The sequence below is a fragment of the Micromonospora luteifusca genome (assembly GCF_016907275.1).
In the GTDB taxonomy this organism is placed as follows: domain Bacteria; phylum Actinomycetota; class Actinomycetes; order Mycobacteriales; family Micromonosporaceae; genus Micromonospora; species Micromonospora luteifusca.
The window spans coordinates 6,875,475-6,892,155 of the sequence record NZ_JAFBBP010000001.1 but is presented as its reverse complement, the minus strand read 5'-3'; the positions used below and the strand labels follow the sequence as shown (position 1 = coordinate 6,892,155).

15 protein-coding genes are annotated in these 16,681 nt (G+C 73.7%); 3 read left to right on the top strand and 12 right to left on the bottom strand.

Annotation, left to right across the window (positions count from 1 at the left end; all coding sequences use genetic code 11):
- Window positions 1-27 precede the first annotated feature (27 nt).
- From JOD64_RS31270 to JOD64_RS31260, 3 genes are read right to left on the bottom strand one after another with little or no spacing between them, the layout of a single operon-like run.
- Window positions 28-873, bottom strand: coding sequence for an SDR family NAD(P)-dependent oxidoreductase (locus JOD64_RS31270; RefSeq protein ID WP_204945567.1), 846 nt, complete (start codon window positions 871-873; stop codon window positions 28-30).
- Window positions 870-2,219: a flavin-containing monooxygenase gene (locus tag JOD64_RS31265; RefSeq protein ID WP_204945566.1), complete on the bottom strand. Its 1,350-nt coding sequence runs from the start codon at window positions 2,217-2,219 to the stop codon at window positions 870-872. Before JOD64_RS31265 ends, JOD64_RS31270 begins: the two co-directional genes overlap by 4 nt.
- 56 nt (window positions 2,220-2,275) lie before the next feature.
- The gene (locus JOD64_RS31260) at window positions 2,276-2,923 is read right to left on the bottom strand and encodes a TetR/AcrR family transcriptional regulator (RefSeq protein WP_239559739.1); all 648 of its coding nucleotides are present in this window, start codon (window positions 2,921-2,923) and stop codon (window positions 2,276-2,278) included.
- A gap of 57 nt (window positions 2,924-2,980) precedes the next feature.
- Between JOD64_RS31260 and JOD64_RS31255 the strand changes: the two genes are divergently transcribed.
- The 3 genes from JOD64_RS31255 to JOD64_RS31245 all read left to right on the top strand — a co-directional run bounded on the left by JOD64_RS31255 (window position 2,981) and on the right by JOD64_RS31245 (window position 6,106).
- A complete protein-coding gene (locus JOD64_RS31255; protein ID WP_204945565.1) occupies window positions 2,981-4,345 on the top strand; it encodes an MFS transporter in 1,365 nt (454 codons plus the stop codon).
- A gap of 34 nt (window positions 4,346-4,379) precedes the next feature.
- Window positions 4,380-5,537, top strand: a complete 1,158-nt coding sequence (locus JOD64_RS31250) for a coiled-coil domain-containing protein (RefSeq protein ID WP_204945564.1) — start codon at window positions 4,380-4,382, stop codon at window positions 5,535-5,537.
- Between the two features lie 227 nt (window positions 5,538-5,764).
- Complete coding sequence (locus tag JOD64_RS31245) at window positions 5,765-6,106, top strand: RNA polymerase-binding protein RbpA (RefSeq protein ID WP_030489777.1); 342 nt, start codon at window positions 5,765-5,767, stop codon at window positions 6,104-6,106.
- A gap of 93 nt (window positions 6,107-6,199) precedes the next feature.
- Here the strand turns inward: JOD64_RS31245 and JOD64_RS31240 are convergent, their stop codons facing one another.
- The 9 genes from JOD64_RS31240 to kdd all read right to left on the bottom strand — a co-directional run bounded on the left by JOD64_RS31240 (window position 6,200) and on the right by kdd (window position 16,545).
- Entirely contained in the window at window positions 6,200-6,724 is a 525-nt protein-coding gene (locus tag JOD64_RS31240; protein WP_204945563.1) for an FxsA family protein, read from the bottom strand.
- Window positions 6,725-6,791: 67 nt separating this feature from the next.
- Window positions 6,792-7,601, bottom strand: a complete 810-nt coding sequence (locus JOD64_RS31235; protein WP_204945562.1) for a polyprenol monophosphomannose synthase — start codon at window positions 7,599-7,601, stop codon at window positions 6,792-6,794.
- 34 nt (window positions 7,602-7,635) lie between these two features.
- Window positions 7,636-9,300, bottom strand: coding sequence for an apolipoprotein N-acyltransferase (lnt, locus tag JOD64_RS31230; RefSeq protein WP_204945561.1), 1,665 nt, complete (start codon window positions 9,298-9,300; stop codon window positions 7,636-7,638).
- A gap of 479 nt (window positions 9,301-9,779) precedes the next feature.
- Entirely contained in the window at window positions 9,780-11,117 is a 1,338-nt protein-coding gene (locus JOD64_RS31225) for a glutamate mutase L (RefSeq protein WP_204945560.1), read from the bottom strand.
- A gap of 41 nt (window positions 11,118-11,158) precedes the next feature.
- On the bottom strand, window positions 11,159-11,566 hold the full coding sequence (gene kal, locus JOD64_RS31220; protein WP_204945559.1) for a 3-aminobutyryl-CoA ammonia lyase: 408 nt from the start codon (window positions 11,564-11,566) through the stop codon (window positions 11,159-11,161).
- Window positions 11,563-12,321, bottom strand: a complete 759-nt coding sequence (gene kamE, locus JOD64_RS31215) for a lysine 5,6-aminomutase subunit beta (protein ID WP_307813848.1) — start codon at window positions 12,319-12,321, stop codon at window positions 11,563-11,565. Before kamE ends, kal begins: the two co-directional genes overlap by 4 nt.
- The gene (gene kamD / locus JOD64_RS31210; protein WP_204945558.1) at window positions 12,318-13,874 is read right to left on the bottom strand and encodes a lysine 5,6-aminomutase subunit alpha; all 1,557 of its coding nucleotides are present in this window, start codon (window positions 13,872-13,874) and stop codon (window positions 12,318-12,320) included. Before kamD ends, kamE begins: the two co-directional genes overlap by 4 nt.
- Before the next feature lie 39 nt (window positions 13,875-13,913).
- Window positions 13,914-15,479: an amidohydrolase gene (locus JOD64_RS31205; protein WP_204945557.1), complete on the bottom strand. Its 1,566-nt coding sequence runs from the start codon at window positions 15,477-15,479 to the stop codon at window positions 13,914-13,916.
- 4 nt (window positions 15,480-15,483) lie between these two features.
- The gene (kdd, locus tag JOD64_RS31200) at window positions 15,484-16,545 is read right to left on the bottom strand and encodes an L-erythro-3,5-diaminohexanoate dehydrogenase (protein ID WP_504740336.1); all 1,062 of its coding nucleotides are present in this window, start codon (window positions 16,543-16,545) and stop codon (window positions 15,484-15,486) included.
- Between the last annotated feature and the right edge of the window lie 136 nt (window positions 16,546-16,681).

The window sequence follows — 16,681 nt, the reverse complement described above, 5'->3', positions numbered from 1 at the left end:
GGGCACGGATCCGCAGCTCGGCCAGTTTCAGCTGCCGGGGTCGCGGTGGCGGTGGCGGCGGAGCATCCCGGCGGCCAGCGGCGCGGCGTCCAGGTCACCGGCGGCGAGCCGGGCGGCGAGGGTACGGCGTACCAGCCGGTCGGCCAGCGCGGGCGCGTGCCGGCCGACGGCCATCTCCAGTCGTCCGCGCCTGGTGGTCGCCACGTCCCTGGGCGCCCGCCGGGCGGTGGCGGCGCGCAGGATCGCCGCGACCACCCCGTCGACGGGCTCGGGACGGGACACGCCCCGCAGGGACAGACCGGCCTCGGCGGTGCTGTCGTGGATGGGTGAGGCAACCATGCTCGGGTAGACCACGCTCACCCCGACGTGGGTGCCGACCTCGTGGCGCAGCGCGTCTGCGTAGGCGACCAGGGCCCGTTTGCTGACCCCGTACGCGGCGGCGAGTGGCAGTGGCAGCACCGCCATCCGGCTCGCCACGAAGATCACCCGCCCGTGGGCGGTGAGCAGCGGCGGCAGCGCGGCAGCGGTGGTCCGCCACGCGCCGAGCAGGTTGACCTCCAACTGCTGGCGGACCACCTCGTCGGGTGGCAACTCGGCCGGGGCGGGACCACCGACCCCGGCGTTGTTGATCAGTAGGTCGAGCCCGCCGAGCCGGTCGACGGCAGCCCGCACCGCCGCCGGCACGGCCGCCGGGTCGGTCAGGTCACAACCGAGCACCGGCACGGCGTCGTCGGGGCGCGCGTGCAGGTCGAGCCCCACCACCCGGGCGCCGGCTGCGCTCAGCGCGGCGCCGAGATGCCGGCCGAAGGTCCCGCTCGCCCCGGTCACCAGCACCCGCCGCCCGGTGAGCCCGCGCGTCGGGCGGCCGCTCACTGACCTGCTCCGACCGGCGAGGCCGGGCCGAGGGTGCCGGCGCGGGCCCGGCGGGTCCCGGCGGCCAACTCCCGGGTCAACTCGGCCAGGTAGGCGTCGAAGTCGACACGCATCGCCGGGCGGCGCTGACCCCACCGGGCGGTCGCCGCCCGCAACTCGGCCCGGCACGCGGCCCGCTGCCGGGCCGGGTCCGGCAGCGCGTACCGGCCGGCGAGGTGCGCGGCGATCAGCTTCGCCTGCGCCTCCACCAGGGGGAACGCGGAACCGGTGGACTGCATCAGCCCCACGAAGGTCAGGCCGGGGGCGTCAGGGTGGAACACGTGCCGGTACAACGGCAGGGTGTCGGCGCCCCCGGCGAGCAGCGCCGGGTCGAGGAAGGGGATCTCCACCCGGTAGCCGGTGCACCAGATGATCAGGTCCACGTCGTCGCGTCGGCCGTCGGTGAACTCGACCCGGTCGCCGTCGAGGGCGGCGACGCCGGGTCGGGCCTCGACGTCCCCGTGGGTCAGCCGCGACAGCAACCCGTCGGAGAGCGTCGGGTGGTCCTGCAGGAAGCCGTGCGCCGGTGCGGGCAGTCCGTAGCGGGTGGGGTTGCCGACGGTGGTGCTCAGCATCACCTGGCTGATGCGCTGGCGCAGTCGCCACGGCAGCCGGCGGGCCAGCGCCCCGTTGAGGGTGTCCGAGGGGCGGCCCAGCAGGTGCTTCGGCACAACCCAGACACCACGGCGCAGCGAGAGCAGGGTGCGGGTGGCGGCGTACGAGGCGTCGACGGCGATGTCCATCGCGGAGTTTCCGCCGCCGACGACCAGGACCCGCTTGCCGGCCAACTGCTCCGGGCCCCGGTAGTCGTGGCTGTGCATCTGTTCCGCTGTGCAGGTGCCCGGGTACGGCGGGCTGGGCAACCGGGGCACCCGGTTGTGCCCGTTGGCGACGACCACGGCGTCGACGGTGACCTCGACCGACCCGCCCGGCCCGCTCGCGGTCACCGTCCAGGTGCCGGCAGGGTCCTGGGTGACCCGCTCGACGGTGTGGCGCAGCCGGATGGTGTCGCCCAGCCCGAAGCGGTCGGCGTAGTCGGCGAGGTAGCCGGCGATGCGGCGGTGGTCGGGGTAGTCGGGCCAGTCGGTGGGCATCGGGTGGTCGGCGAACTGGGTGCGGCCCCGGCTGGTGTTCAGGTGCAGCGTGCGGTACGCGGGCGAGTCGGCTGCCCCGTACACCCAGAGGCCGCCGACCTGGTCGCTGGCCTCGAAGCCGACAGTGGGCACGTCAGCGTCGCGCAGTGCCTTGACGGCGGCGAGACCGGCCGCGCCGGCGCCGATCACCGCCACCTGAGGTGGTACGCCCATCGCCGCCCCCAATTAATCCAACGTCTGATGGATAATCGCCGTGCGGCGGCGGCCCGTCAAGGGGTCGACGAGCCGTACAACCCGTCGAGCAGGCGATGCACGAACGCCCGGAACTCACGCCGTTCCCGCGCGCCCGGGGCACCCGCGGCCAGTGCCACCACGTGCCCGTGAGTCGCCCACACCAGGCTGCGGACGGTGATGTGCGGGGTCGGTTCCGTCAGCGCGCCGGTCGCCGCCGCGGCGGTGAGCAGCTCCGTGACCAACCGGTACAACGGCTCGGCGTAGCGCTGGTCGAGGTCGGCGTGCCGCTGCGGTTCCAGCCAGCGTCGCAGCCACAACGCGGTGGTTTCCGGGCGGTCCTCCAGGAAGTCGACGAAGACGTCGACCAGCTCGTGCAGGGCTCGCCGCGCCGCGTCCGGCCCCGCGTCGAGGGCCGAGCGGGCCTGCTCGGCAGCCTCGGTGAGCACCTCCCGTTCGGCGGCGAAGACCCGGGCGAAGCAGGCGTCGTAGAGCGCCGCCTTCGTACCCGTGTGGTGCGCGACCGTGGCGACGTCGACCCCGGCGGCGGCGGCGACCTCCCGCAGCCCGACGGCGTCGAAGCCACGTTCGGCGAAGAGCGCGGTCGCCGCGGTGAGCACCACCTCGCGGGTGGGCCGGGTCTCGTCGCGGCGGGGCCGGCCCGGACGGCGTCGGGGCATGGTCATGGCCGCCATTCTGCCCCTAGAATCCAGCAACCGTTGGATTGCGGAGAGGACGCGGCGATGATCGGGCTCGACCGGCGGCCCGCGGCCGCCACCGACACGACGCTTCCCCGAGGCCCTCTGGCGGGCTTCGCGGCCGGCTCGCTCGGCATGGGTGTCTGGGTGACCGTGCCCGGCCTGCTGCTGCTCTACTTCCTCACCGACGTGCTGGCCGTCGGGCCGTGGCTGGCCGGCCTCGCGCTGCTGCTGCCGAAGATCGCCGACGTGCTGCTGCACCCCTGGGTGGGCCACCGCGCCGACGTCGAGCAGACCCGACGCGGCGACCGGCGTCGACTGCTGCTGCTCGGCTGCGCCCTGCCGATCGCGTTCGCCGCGCTCTTCGCCGTGCCCGGTGGACTCACCGGCGCTCCGGCGGCCGCGTGGGTGGCGGTGTTCTTCGTCGCCGGCAATCTGCTCTTCGCCACCTACCAGGTGCCCTACCTGGCCACCCCGGCGGACCTGCGGATCGGCTACCACGAACGCACCCGGCTGATGGCGTTCCGGATGGTCGTGCTGACCCTGGGCATCCTGGTCGCCGGGCTGCTGGCCCCGCTGCTCACCGGCGGCGACGCCGCGACCCGCGGCGGTTACCAACGGATGGGCGTGGTCCTCGCGGTCGGAATGCTGGTGGCCATGCTGGTCGGTGTCGCCGGCATCGCCCGGTTGCGCGGATCCGCCACGGCCACCACACCCGCGGGTCACAGCGGATGGCGGGCACTGCGCACGGCGTTGCGCGACGCGCAGTTCCGCTGGCTGGTCGCGGCGTACCTGGCGATGTCCACCACCACCCACCTGGTGCTCGCCGGGGTGCCCTACTACGCCGAGTACGAGCTGCGGGCGCCCGGCCTGACCACGGTGCTGGTGGCCGCGTTCGTGGCGCCGGCCCTGCTGGTCACCCCGGCCTGGCTGGTGGTGGCCCGCCGCGTCGGCAAGCAGCGGGCGCTGCTCGGCGCGCAGGGCGCCTTCGCGCTCGGCTCGCTGGTGCTGGCGGTGGGCCGCCCGGCCGGGCTGCCGGTGCTGATCGGCGCGGTGGCGGTGCTCGGCGTGGCGTTCGCCGGCATGCAACTGCTGCCGTTCTCGATGCTGCCCGACGTGATCCGCGCCGCCGAGTCAACCGCCGCCGACCCAACCGGTGCCGGCACCTACACCGGGGTGTGGACGGCCACCGAGGCCACCGGTGCGGCCCTCGGCCCGTACGCGTACGCCCTGTGCCTGACCGTCGGTGGTTTCGTGGCCTCGACGGCCGGTGATTCGCCGGTGCAGCCGGACGCGGCGCTGGCCGCGGTCCGCTACGGCTTCGGGTTGCTGCCGGCGGTGGCGATGCTCGCGGCGTTGCTGCTGCAACGCCGCTACACCCTGGACGTGACCGCCCGGGCCGCGAGCTGACCCACCGGTGGCCCGGCACTAGACTGCGACCTCGATGGACGCCCAGCCCACCACCACCGAGACCCGCCCGTGTGCCCACTGTGGAGCGCCGGTGCCGCAGCGTGTCGGCGCGGGTCGACCGTTTCGCTACTGTCGGGACAACGACGGCGCCTGCCAGCGTGCCTCCCGCAACAGTCGGATGCGGCACCGCAACGCCCCCGGCCTGCCCGGGCAGGTGGCCCGCACCTGGGAGGCGGTGGACCGCCTCGATCAGATCGTCGAGACGTTGACCGAGTCGCTGCACGCCGAGTTGTCCCCGGTGGGTGTGCAGCGGCAACTCGCCCAGGCTCGCGCGGAGGCCGCCACCGAGGTCGCGGCGGCGCAGACCGAACGCGACGAGGCCCGCGACGACGCCGAGACCGCGGCCGCCGACGCGGCGCGTGCCCGGGAGCAGGCCCGCGCTGCTCTCGCCGATGCCGACGACGCCCGGCAGCGCGCCGAGCAGGCCGTGCGGCAGGCCACCGCGGCCGACGAGCGGGCCCAGCGCGCCGAGGTCGCCCGCGATCAGGCACGCCACGACGTCAGCGCCGCCGAGGCGCTGCGTGCCCAGGCCGAACGCGACCGCGACCAGGCGCGCGCCGAGGTGCGCGACCTGCGGGCGCAACGGGACACCGAACGGCAGCGGGTGACCGACCTGACCGTCGAACGCGACGCGGCGCGCGCCGACGCCGAGCGGGCCACCCGGGCCGCCGCCGAGGCGACCGAGCGGGCCGGGCGGTGGCAGGCCGAGGTGCAGGACGTGCGGCAGCAGATCGAGCAGGCCCGCGCCGACGCGGCGCGGACCCGCGCCGAGGCCGCCGACGCCGCCCGCGCGCGGGAGCAGGCCGACCGGGCCCGCGACCGCGCCCAGGTCGCGGCCCTGCAGGCCGACGACGCCCGGCAGGAGGCCGCGGAGCTGGCGGCGCGGCTGCGCGCGGAGCTGGCCGCCACGACCGCCCACCGTGACACGCTCAGCACCGAGCTGACCGCCACCCGGCAGGCCGCGGCCACCGCCGAGGGCCACGTCACCGCCCTGACGGTACGACTCGACGCCGCCGAAACCGACCGGGACCTCGCGCAGCGGCGCGTGGCGCAGCTCGGTGACCAGGTCAGCGACCTGGCGTTGGCGCTGGCCCGTCTCGGCGCCGCCACGCCCGAGGACGGCACCCGGTGATCGCCGCGCAACCTTCGCTACGCTCTGGCGGTTAACATCCCCGGTGGCAGCGGACAAACATCCCGTTGCGACCCGCCTGGGGATCACCTGACCGGGTGACCGTCCCGGCCGGCTACCCTTGGTCCCGGCCCACCCGTGGACGCCTCACGCCCTCGGGCGGGAATGGCTCGACGGGAACGCACCGTTACACCCAGAAGACCAGCACCACGAACGAGGGGAAGTCGATCATGGGCGAGCGTATGCTGCGCGGAAGCCGCCTTGGCGCGGTGAGCTATGAATCCGACCGCAACACGGAGCTCGCGCCGCGTCAGACCCGCGAGTACCTCTGCGCCAAGGGCCACCAGTTCGAGGTGCCGTTTGCCGTCGACGCCGAGGTTCCGATGACCTGGGAATGCAAGTTCGACGGCAGCGTCGCCCGACTCGTCGACGGCAACGAGCCGGAGCAGAAGAAGGCCAAGCCGCCGCGTACCCACTGGGACATGCTGCTGGAGCGGCGCTCGATCGCCGAGCTTGAGGACATCCTCGAGGAGCGTCTCCAGGAGGTTCGGACTCGTCGCGGCCGCGCCTGAGCCGCACGACGCGTGACGACGGCGCCCCCGGGGTTTCCCCCGGGGGCGCCGTCGTGTTGTCGGTGACTCCGCTGGCCTGCTGGGCCGATGTGCTCAGTGCCGGCCCGGCTCGATGATCTCGCCCTCGATGGCCCGGCCGCCGTCGACCACCACCGGCTGCTCCGGCTGCGGGGTCGGTTGCGGTTGCGGCGCTCCCTGGCGCACCCGCACCGTGCGGGGCCCGAACAGGTCACCGGCGACCATCGACGACACCCGCCGCTCGGTGGTGCGTCGCACCCCGGCGCGGGCCAGTCGACGCACCGGCGGCACCAGCAGCAGCAACCCGATCAGGCCGCTGACCAGGCCGGGCACCGCCAGCAACAGGGCGCCGGCCAAACCCACCAGCCCGTCGGTCACCTGCCCGCCCGGTGGTTGGCCGGCGGCCGCGGCGGAGCGGAAACCGCGCCAGGCGCGCATCCCCTCGCGGCGCAGCAGCACCAGCCCCAGCAGGGACGCGGCGAACACCAGCAGCACGGCTGCCCCGAAACCCAGCGCCCGCCCGACACCGACGAACACCGCCAACTCCAGCACCACCGCCAGCAGCAGGGCCAACGGCACGAACCTCAGTCCTCGGCGCATTTCACCTCATCGCCATTCCCGCGACACCATGGGCGTGTCCCGCTCATCCAGCATGACACGGCCGCGCTCACGGCCACCGCGCCTGACCGGTGGAGGTGCCGTGCAGGCCACGGCGTACCGCCTGCCGCCGGTCCTGCAGCCCCCAGGCGGTGATCCGCCAGAGCGCTTCGGCCACGATCCGCGGGCTCATCTTGCTGTCCCCGCGTTCCCGTTCGGCGAAGGTGATCGGCACCTCCACGATGCGTACCCCGGCCCGGTGCGCCAGCCGGGACAACTCCACCTGGAACGAGTAGCCCTGCGACGTCACCGACTCCAGGTCGATGGCGTCCAACGCGCTGATCCGGTACACCCGGTAACCGCCGGTGGCGTCCGAGACGGGCATGCCCAGGGCGAGACGCGCGTACAGGTTGCCGCCGCGCGACAGCAGCAGCCGCCGCAGCGGCCAGTTGACCACCTGCGCACCCCTGGTCCACCGCGACCCGATCACCACGTCGGCGTCGCGGGCGGCGTCCAGCAGCGCCGGCAGGTCCTCCGGGGCGTGCGAGCCGTCGGCGTCCATCTCCACGACCGCCTGATAGCCCCGCTCCCGCGCCCAACCGAACCCGGCCAGGTACGCGGCACCGAGGCCCTGTTTGCCCTGGCGGTGCATCACCTGCACGTGCGCGTCGCCGTCGGCCAGGGCGTCGGCGATCGCACCGGTGCCGTCGGGGCTGTTGTCGTCGGCGATGAGGATCTGCACCGCCGGGGCGGCGCGCCGGACCCGGCCCACGATCGCGGCGATGTTGTCGGCCTCGTTGTAGGTGGGGACCACCACCAGCACCCGGCCCACCCCGGGCACCTCGTCCGGGCGTCGGATCGTATCGGTCGCCTGGATCATGGTTCCTCCGCTCCCGCCGGCGTACCGGCTGTTGCTATCCGGGCATGACCCGCTGCCGCCGGCGCAGCACTGCCGCGCCGAGCAGGGCCGCCACGGTCAGCGCGGCGAGCGCCACCTCCGGCCACCAACCTAGGCGGGTGGCGAGGGTACGTCCGTCGTCGAGCCGCAACTGCCGCACCACGACCTCCCGGGTGTTGAACCCGGTGGCATCGCTTACCCGCCCGTCGGGTGCGACGAACCCGGACACGCCGACCGTGGACGCCATCAACGCCGGCCGCCCGTGCTCCACGGCCCGCAGCCGCACCATGGCCAACTGCTGGCGGGCCTCCGCCACGTCGAAGGTGGCGTTGTTGGTCTGCACCACCAGCAGTTGGGCGCCGCCGATGACGGTGTCGCGGACCACGTCGTCGTAGGCGACCTCGAAGCAGATCACGTCACCGAGCACGGCCGGGCCGGCGCGTACCACGCCCGGGGTGCTTCCGCCCACGAAGTCGCTGCGGATCAGGTCGACCTGCTTGCTGACCATCCGGGCGACGTCGCGCAGCGGCACGTACTCGGCGAACGGCACCGGGTGGCGCTTCGTGTACAGCTGACTCATGTCCGCGCCGGTGCCGGGCCGCCACAGGATGCCCGCGTTGCGGACCTGCCCGGGGCCGGGGCCGAGCAGCACCGCGCCGACGAGGATCGGCGCGTGAATGGCGTCGGCGGCCTGGGAGATCCGCGTCCCGGCGCTGGGGTTGCGCAGCGGGTCGATGTCGCTGGAGTTCTCCGGCCACACCACCAGGTCGGGTTGGCGTTCCTGACCGGCGGCGACCCGCGCGGCCAACTCAATGGTGGCGTCGACGTGGTTGTTCAGCACCGCCTGCCGTTGGGCGTTGAAGTCCAGGCCCAGCCGCGGAACGTTGCCCTGCACGATCGCCACGGTGACGGTGGCGCCCGACCCGGCGGTGGCGACCGGCACCAGCAGAGCCCCGGCGGTCAACGCGACCGCCACGACGGCCGGTACGGCCACCGGCGCCCACCGCCGCGCAGGTGTGTCACCCTGCGGGCCGCCAGCGTGCGACGTGTCGTCCTGGGGGGTACGTCGGGCGGCGGCCCAGCCCCGCCAGGCGGCGGTGGCCAGCGACCCGCCGACGAGCGCCACCGCGAAGGTCACCAGCGGCACACCGCCCAGCGAGGCCAGGCGCAGCAGCGGCGAGGTGTCCTGGCTGAACGCCAGCCGCCCCCACGGGAACCCCCCGAACGGGGTGCGGTCGCGCAGCGCCTCCTGCCCCACCCACAGCAGCCCGGTCAGCGCCGGCCACGCCCAGCGGCTGCGGTCGGCCAGCGGCGACACCCAGGCGGTGGCCACGCCCAGCAGCGCCAGGTAACCGGCCTGCAGCAGAGACAGCAGCACCCACGGCAGGTAACCGGTGTGCAGGTTCGTCCAGGCCAGCAGCGGGGCGAAGAACGCCACCCCGGTGAGGAAGCCCAGGCCGGCGCCGGCGCGCAACCGGCGCCGGTGTGCGGCGGCGGCCAGCATCGCCACACCGACCGGCGCGAGCGGCCACACCCCGTACGGGGGGAACGCCACCAGCAGGGCCAGCCCGGCGAGCACGGCCAGGGGCGCGGCGACGCTCAGCGGCAGTGGCCCGCCGGTACCGACCGGCCGGGGCAGCGCCGCCGGGGTAAGGGCCTCATCCCGGTCCAGGGTCGTCACCGCTCTACCTCGATCACGGGGCGAAGGCTACCTGGCTGGGGGGCGTGGCGACCGCATCGGGCCACCGGGCACGGACCGCCCAGCGGACATGAAATCGGGGCGCGGCTCTCGCCGCGCCCCGATGCTCCCAGGCCCTTCCCGGCCGGTGTGGCGAGGATGGGGCACGACGACCTTCGGACCGACCGGACGTGGACTGGCTGCCCCCGCCGGGCCGTTGTCTACTGGCCGTGCACCTCACCCTGCCCGTACACCGGTAACCGCGGCCGGTTCGCGCCGCCCCGCCGACCCCCGCCCGCTGGACCTGGCCGCCGCGACTGTGACGCTGAAAAATGTCGCTCGGCCAGCGGACGAAGGGACGAAGCGAACAACAGCCGCTTCCCGTGGTAGGACTCAAAGACGGTACGTGCCGACCCCCGTCGGTTGTCAACCCACCCCCGGCCTGTCGTGTGTTGCGACACGGCGTGTCGGGTCGGCGAGTCTCAATGCGTGCGGAGATGGTGGCGCAGCAACGCTCCCGCCGCCGCCCGGTGCTCCTCGGCGAGCAACCCCCCGGCGGCCAGCACATAGTCGGCGTCGACGACCGTGGCGGCGGCGCGCGGCAACGCCCACCCGCCGGCGTGGTCGGCGAGGACCGCCGTCAACACCTGCCGGGACGTGTCCGTCGGCGCGTGCCGCAGCACCCCACCGGAACCCACCAGCAGCCGCACGTCGCGCAGGTCCCGCCCGGCCCGCTCACCCGTGGCAGCACCCCGGGCGTGCCGGCGCAACGCCACCGTCGCCGCGAGGGTGGCGATGCGGGCGTCCACGGCCCGTTCGGCGTCGTCGACGGCCAGGAACGCCGGGTCGGCGGCCCGGCGTGCCGCGGCGGCGGCCAGGTCGTCAGCGTCACCGGCGGCGAGCAGCCGCTCCTCGACGGCGGCACGCACGACCCCGGGGGCGCTCCACCGCATGCCCAGGTCACCTTCCACGGTGCGGGCCCGCCACAGGCTGCCGGTGACCTCCCGGGCCGGCCCGGTGGCCCGCTCGTCGGGGGTGAGCACCGAGTACACGTCGGTGGTGGCGCCACCCACGTCGACCACGGCGAGATCACCGCCGATGGTGTCGGCGAGCACCTCCACACCGGTGAGCACCACGTCGGGGGTGGCGGCCCGCACCAGCCGCGCGAACCGGGTGCCCTTCGACAGCCGTTTACCGCCGATGACGTGCCGCAGGAACACCGCGCGGATCGCCGCCCGCGCCGACGCGGGGGCGAGCACCCCGATCCGTGGTAGGACGTTCTCCGCGCCCGTCACCGGCACCCCGGCGGCCTCCAGCAGCCCGGTCACCTGCGCGCGCACGTCACCGTTGCCGGCGAACACCACAGGTACCCGCCAGCGGGCACGGGCCAGGCGGGTCGCGTTGTGGGTGATCGTCTCGGCGTCGCCGCCGTCGGTGCCGCCGACCAGCAGCACCACGTCCGGTCGGGCCGACCGCAGCGCCGTCAGGTCCGCCGCGCCGAGCCGGCCTGCCGCCACGTGCACCACGTGCGCGCCGGCGGACAACCCGACCCGCCGGCCCGCCTGCGCGGTGACCAGCGGCTCGTAGCCGATCACGGCCAGCCGCAGCCCACCACCGGCCGACGAGCACACGTACCACGGCACGTCACGCACATCGAGCCCGACGGTGGCCGCCGCGACCGCGGTGTCCAGGCCGCGCAGCACGTCGGTGCCCACCGTGGTGGGCGCGGCCGCCGCGCCCACCAGCACACCGGCGGCAAGGTCCACCACCGCGACCTTGGTGTACGTGGACCCGACGTCCGCGCAGACCGCCAGGCTCACAGGCCTCCCCTGTTCGCGACTGCGGGGCTCGCGACCCCGGCTCACTCCTCGCGACTCACACCTGCGGCGGGAACGACCACGGTCCCGGTCGCGGTGACCGCCACGATCGGCGGGTCGAGGACCTCGGCGGCGGACTCGGAGCGGTCCGGGCGGCCCCGGCACACCACCGCGCAGCTCAGCTCCAGGGTGCGGCTGCGGGTGCCGACACGCGACACCTGCGCGGTCACCTGCACCACGTCACCGGCGCGGATGGGCGCGTGGAACCGCACGTCGGAGTACCCGGCGAACAGACCCTCGTCGGAGTCGGTGCGGATGCACACCTCGGTGGCGACGTCGCCGAACAGTCCGAGGGCGTACGCCCCGTCGACGAGGTTCCCGGCGTAGTGGGCGTGCGAGTACGGCACATACCGCCGGTGTGTCACCGTCAACCCGAGCCTGGAGTCGGTCATGGTGTCGCCTTCCGCTGCGTGATCAGGGCGTGCACGAGGTAGCTGGCCACCTCGCCGGGGGTGGTGCCGCGACCGAAGATGCGGTCCACGCCCAACTCGTCGGTCATCGTCTCGTCGAAACGGGGGCCGCCGACGATCAGCAGCGGCCGCCGGCCCGCCGGCAACGCCTCCCGGAACGCGGCGGACATCTCCCGGGTGTTGTGCAGGTGCGCGTCGCGTTGGGTGACCACCTGCGACACGAGCACCGCGTCGGCCTTCTCCGCCCGGGCGGTCTCCACCAACTCCGGCACGCTGACCTGCGCACCCATGTTGGTGACCTTCAACTCCCGGTAGTACTCCAGGCCCTTCTCCCCCGCGATGCCCTTGACGTTGAGGATCGCGTCGATGCCCACGGTGTGCGCGTCGGTGCCGATGCACGCCCCGACCACGGACAGCTTGCGCCGCAACCGCTGCTTGATCACCGTGTTGACGTCCTTCGCCGACAGCAACGCGAAGTCCCGTTCCACCACCTGCACGGCGTTGAGGTCGACCAGGTGGTTGACCCGCCCGTAGACGACGAAGAAGGTGAACCCGTCGCCCATCGGCTTGGCGTGCACCACCATCGCCGGGTCGATGCCCATCCGGTTGGCCAACTGCACCGCCGCGCCCTCGGCCCGCTTGTCGTGGGCCACCGGCAGGGTGAACGACACCTGCACCATCCCGTCGCCGGTGGTGTCCCCGTACGGCCGCACGATCTGCTTCTGCTCCCCGCTCACGCGCCAGCCTCCAGAATGTCGGTGGCCGGGTTGCAGTAGTCCGCCTCGTGCGCGGCGACCCCGGACAGGCCCTTACCGCGGTCCGCGGGCCGCTTCATGATCCCGAACGTGCCCTCGGCGATCGCCGTGAGCAACGTCTGCTCCCCGATGCGTTCCAGCAGGTCCAGCGCCTCACCGAGGACCTGGTTGGCGCGGCGTCGGATGAACCCGCCGGGCGCCGGCACGAAGTCCTCGTGCAGGCCACCGGCCGCGCCCAGCACGTACCGCACGTTCTGCAGGGCGATGTCCCGGTCGGACAACCATGGCGTCACCACCGCCTCGGTCATCATCCCCACCAGCAGGATGCCCTGACCGGTCAGCGCGCCCGCCAGGTTGAAGAACCCGTCGAGCAGGTTGCCCCGGAACACGTCGCCGGTCATGTGCTTCGTCGGCGGCATCCACTTCAGCGGCGCGTCGGGGAACAACTCCCGGGCCAGCAACGCGTGCGCCAACTCCAACCGGAACGACTCCGGCACCTCCGGGTTGATCTCGAACGCGTGCCCCAACCCCAACTGCCAGTCCGCCAACCCCGCCTCGTGCGCGAAGTACTCGTTGAGCAGCTGCGACACCGTCACCGTGTGCGCCTCGTCGACCGCGTCGGCGGTGGTCAGGTAGTTGTCCTCACCGGTGTTGATGATGATCCCGGCGCGGGCGTGCACCTGCCGGGAGAACCGCTGGTCGACGAACGTGCGAACCGGGTTGATGTCGCGGAACAGGATCCCGTACATCGAGTCGTTCAACATCATGTCGAGTCGTTCAAGGCCCGCCAGGGCCGCCATCTCCGGCATGCACAACCCGGACGCGTAGTTGGTCAACCGCACGTAGCGGCCGACCTCCTTCGACGACTCGTCGAGGGCGGCACGCATCAGCCGGAAGTTCTCCTGCGTGGCGTACGTGCCGGCGAACCCCTCCCGGGTCGCGCCCTCCGGCACGTAGTCCAGCAGCGACTGCCCGGTGGAGCGGATCACCGCGATCACGTCCGCGCCCGCCCGCGCGGCGGCCTGCGCCTGCGGGATGTCCTCGTAGATGTCACCGGTCGCCACGATCAGGTAGATCCACGGCCGCTGCGCCGGATCACCGTGGCGCTTCACGAGACGGTCCCGCTCGGCGCGCCGCCGGTCAATACGCCGGATGCCCGCGCCGACCGCCCTGCGCGCCGCCGACCGGGCCGCCGTGGCGGCCCGACCGGTGGGCTGGGTGAAACGCACCGACCCGGCGGCGGCCTTCTGCGCCAGCAACGTCACGTCGGTGCTGCCCTCCCGGACCAGGGCGTCGAACACCGGCACCGCCACCCCGTGGCCCAGCCCCACGTCCGCGGCGACCGCGTCGACGAGACGGTTGACCCACGGGATGCCGTCCGGGTCGGCGCCGGTCACGCCGGCCAGCCGCAGCACCGCCCGCTCCACCGACACCGTGGTGTGGCTGCGCGCCAGGTCCACCACCGGCTGCCCGGCCCGACGCGCCAACTCCCGCGCCCGCGCCACCAGCACCGGATCAAGATCAAGCTTGCTCATCGATGATCCGCTCACTCATGTGTCTGAGGGTTCGCTCGCTCACGATGACCCTTCCTCGTAGATGACCTCACCGCGCAGCACCAGGCTCCGGCACGTCGGCAACGGCGTCGGATCGTCCGGACCCCGCAACTCCGGGTCCTCGGCCAGCAGCACCGGCAGGCCCCGCTCCACCCCGGCCGGCGTCGCCCACACCGCGAACGTCGCCGGCGCACCCAACGCGAGGACCCCCTCGACGTCCAGGTGCACCGCCCGCCACCCGCCACGGGTGTGCGCGGCGAACGCCGCCCGCACACTCATCCGCTGCGCCGGGTTGTGGTGCGCCGCCGCGGCCCGCACCGACCCCCACGGGTCCAGCGGCGTCACCGGCGAATCCGACCCGAACGCCAACGCCACACCCACACCGTGCATCGCGCCCATCGGGTTCGACTCCAACGACCGGTCCAGACCCAGCCGCGACTCGTACATCCGACCCGCGCCGCCCCACAACCGGTCGAACGCCGGCTGCATGCTCGCCACGATCCCGTACTCCACGAACCCCGCGATCAACCGCTTGTTCATGACCTCGGCGTGCTCGATACGGTGCCGGGCGGCCCGCAACCGCTCCACACCCACCGTTCGCGCGGCACCGGCGAAACCGTCGAGGACCGTGCCGATCGCCGCGTCACCGATCGCGTGGAACCCACCCTGCAGGCCGTGCGCCACGCAGTCCAACAGATGATCACGCACCTGCTCGGCCGTCAGGTATCCGTGCCCGCAGCCGTCACCATCGCCGTACGCCTGCGACACGTGCGCTGTCCGCGACCCCAACGCCCCGTCGGCGAACAGGTCACCACCGGCACCCACCGCGCCCAACTCCCGGGCCCGCGCCGCACCACCCAGCTCACCCCAGTACCCGTACACCTCCGGCAACCCCGCACCGGAGATGCCCAGCAGGCCCGTGAAGTCCTCCTCGTCGGAGATCTCCGGGCCACCGCACTCGTGCACCGCCGCGATACCCAGCGACGCCGCGTGGGCAAGGGCCACCCGCTGCGCGGCGACCCGCTGCGCCCGACTCACCGACCCCTGCGCCGCCGCCCGCACCACATGGTGCGCGTCGCGACGCAACCACCCGGACGCGTCGTAACCGGCCGCCTGCACCACCTGCGGGCACGCCGCCAGCAGCGCCGACGACACCAACGCCGAGTGCAGCGACGCCTGCGACACATACACCCGCCGCCCACCGGCCGCCCGACCCAACGCCGCCGCGTCCGGCACCGCCGGATCCGACCAGGTCGACTCGTCCCAGCCGTGCCCCAGCACCACCGCGTCGCCCGGCAGACCCGCCGCGAACGCGGCCACCGCGTCCAGCAACTGCCCCGCCGAGCGCACCCCGGCCAGATCCAGCCCGGCCAACGCCAACCCGGTGTCGGTGGCGTGCACGTGCGCGTCGACGAACGCCGGCGTCACCAACGCCCCACCCAGGTCCACCACCCGGTCGGCCGGCGGCGCGTCACCGTCGGTGCCCAACCAGGTAATCCGCCCACCGGACACCAGCAGCGCGGTGGCGCTCGGGTCGGCGGGGCAGTGCAGCACGCCGCCGCGGTACAACGTCGAGGGGTTCGTCATGTCCTCAGTCTGCCGCGATCCGCGCCGCGAACAGCTGACGCACCCCCGGCTCGGCGCGCAACAGCCCCAGCGCCAACTCCGCGTGCCCCGGCACGTACCCGTTGCCCACCAGCATCGTCACGTCGGCGGCCAACCCTTCGGCGCCCAACGCGGCCGCGGAGAAACTCGTCGCCATCGAGAAGAAGATCACTGTGCCGCCGTCGGCTGTGGCCAACACCGCCCCGTGCTCACACCCCGGCACGTCGACACAGACGACCGTGACGTCCGCCGGGGCACCCAGGGCGGTGGTCACCGCGGTGGACAACCCCACCGGGTCCCGCGCGTCGGCCAACGCCACCACCGACGCCAGGCCGGCGGCCGTCAGCGCGTCGCGCTCCGCCGCGACCGGCACCACCCCGACGGTACGCGCGGCGCCTGCCCGCCGCGCCGCCGCCAGAGACAGCGACCCACTCTTGCCCGCCCCGCCGATCACCGCGACCCGCACCGGCGTCGGGTCACCGACACGACGCCGGTCCTCGACATGACGCGACACCACCCGCGCGGTCAACGCGGGCGCCCCGCACACGTCCAGCACGGCCAGGGACAACTGCGGGTCCTCGTCGTCGGGCAGCACCGCCGCGATGGAACGGGCGAACAGGATCGCCCACCCGTCACACGGCACCTGCTCGCTGCGCCCGTCCCAGCGGGCCAGCCCGTCGGTCACGACCAGCGGGGTCAGCGTCAACGACACCAGGCTGGCGACCCGCTGCCCCGGCTTGAGCCCGAGCGGGGAACGCCGGCCGGACTCCTCGACCGTGCCGATCAGCATCCCGCCGGAACCGGTCACCGGGTTCTGCATCTTCCCCCGCGTCGCGATGATCTCCAGCACCTCGGCCCGGACCGCGTCGCCGTCCCCACCGTGCTTCTCCGACAACTGCCGGAAGCTCGCCGCGTCCAGGTTGAGCCGCTGCACCCGGATCCGCACCTCGTTCGGTGCGATCGCCGCCGACGTGTCCAGGCGCCAAGCCGCCTGCGGCAGCACCCCCGTCGGTTGCACGACGCGGTGCAGTCCCACCGGTGACGTCACGCCAACCTCCCCTGCCCAGCCGCTCGAAGCCCCGGTCAAGGCTCGCGTAACGGGAAAACTTACGGCAGACTAATTTCTTCGCCGGATATTTTCCAGTAGCCTTCGGGCTTCGATGATCAGCCGCAACACCGAGGAG

Excerpts from the sequence above, each read along its gene's own strand:
- JOD64_RS31265 (WP_204945566.1), bottom strand. The coding sequence starts at position 2,219 with ATGGGCGTACCACCTCAGGTGGCGGTGATCGGCGCCGGCGCGGCCGGT.
- JOD64_RS31260 (WP_239559739.1), bottom strand. The coding sequence starts at position 2,923 with ATGACCATGCCCCGACGCCGTCCGGGCCGGCCCCGCCGCGACGAGACC.
- JOD64_RS31255 (WP_204945565.1), top strand. The coding sequence starts at position 2,981 with ATGATCGGGCTCGACCGGCGGCCCGCGGCCGCCACCGACACGACGCTT.
- JOD64_RS31250 (WP_204945564.1), top strand. The coding sequence starts at position 4,380 with ATGGACGCCCAGCCCACCACCACCGAGACCCGCCCGTGTGCCCACTGT.
- JOD64_RS31245 (WP_030489777.1), top strand. The coding sequence starts at position 5,765 with ATGGGCGAGCGTATGCTGCGCGGAAGCCGCCTTGGCGCGGTGAGCTAT.
- JOD64_RS31240 (WP_204945563.1), bottom strand. The coding sequence starts at position 6,724 with ATGCGCCGAGGACTGAGGTTCGTGCCGTTGGCCCTGCTGCTGGCGGTG.
- JOD64_RS31235 (WP_204945562.1), bottom strand. The coding sequence starts at position 7,601 with ATGATCCAGGCGACCGATACGATCCGACGCCCGGACGAGGTGCCCGGG.
- kal (WP_204945559.1), bottom strand. The coding sequence starts at position 11,566 with ATGACCGACTCCAGGCTCGGGTTGACGGTGACACACCGGCGGTATGTG.
- kamD (WP_204945558.1), bottom strand. The coding sequence starts at position 13,874 with ATGAGCAAGCTTGATCTTGATCCGGTGCTGGTGGCGCGGGCGCGGGAG.
- JOD64_RS31205 (WP_204945557.1), bottom strand. The coding sequence starts at position 15,479 with ATGACGAACCCCTCGACGTTGTACCGCGGCGGCGTGCTGCACTGCCCC.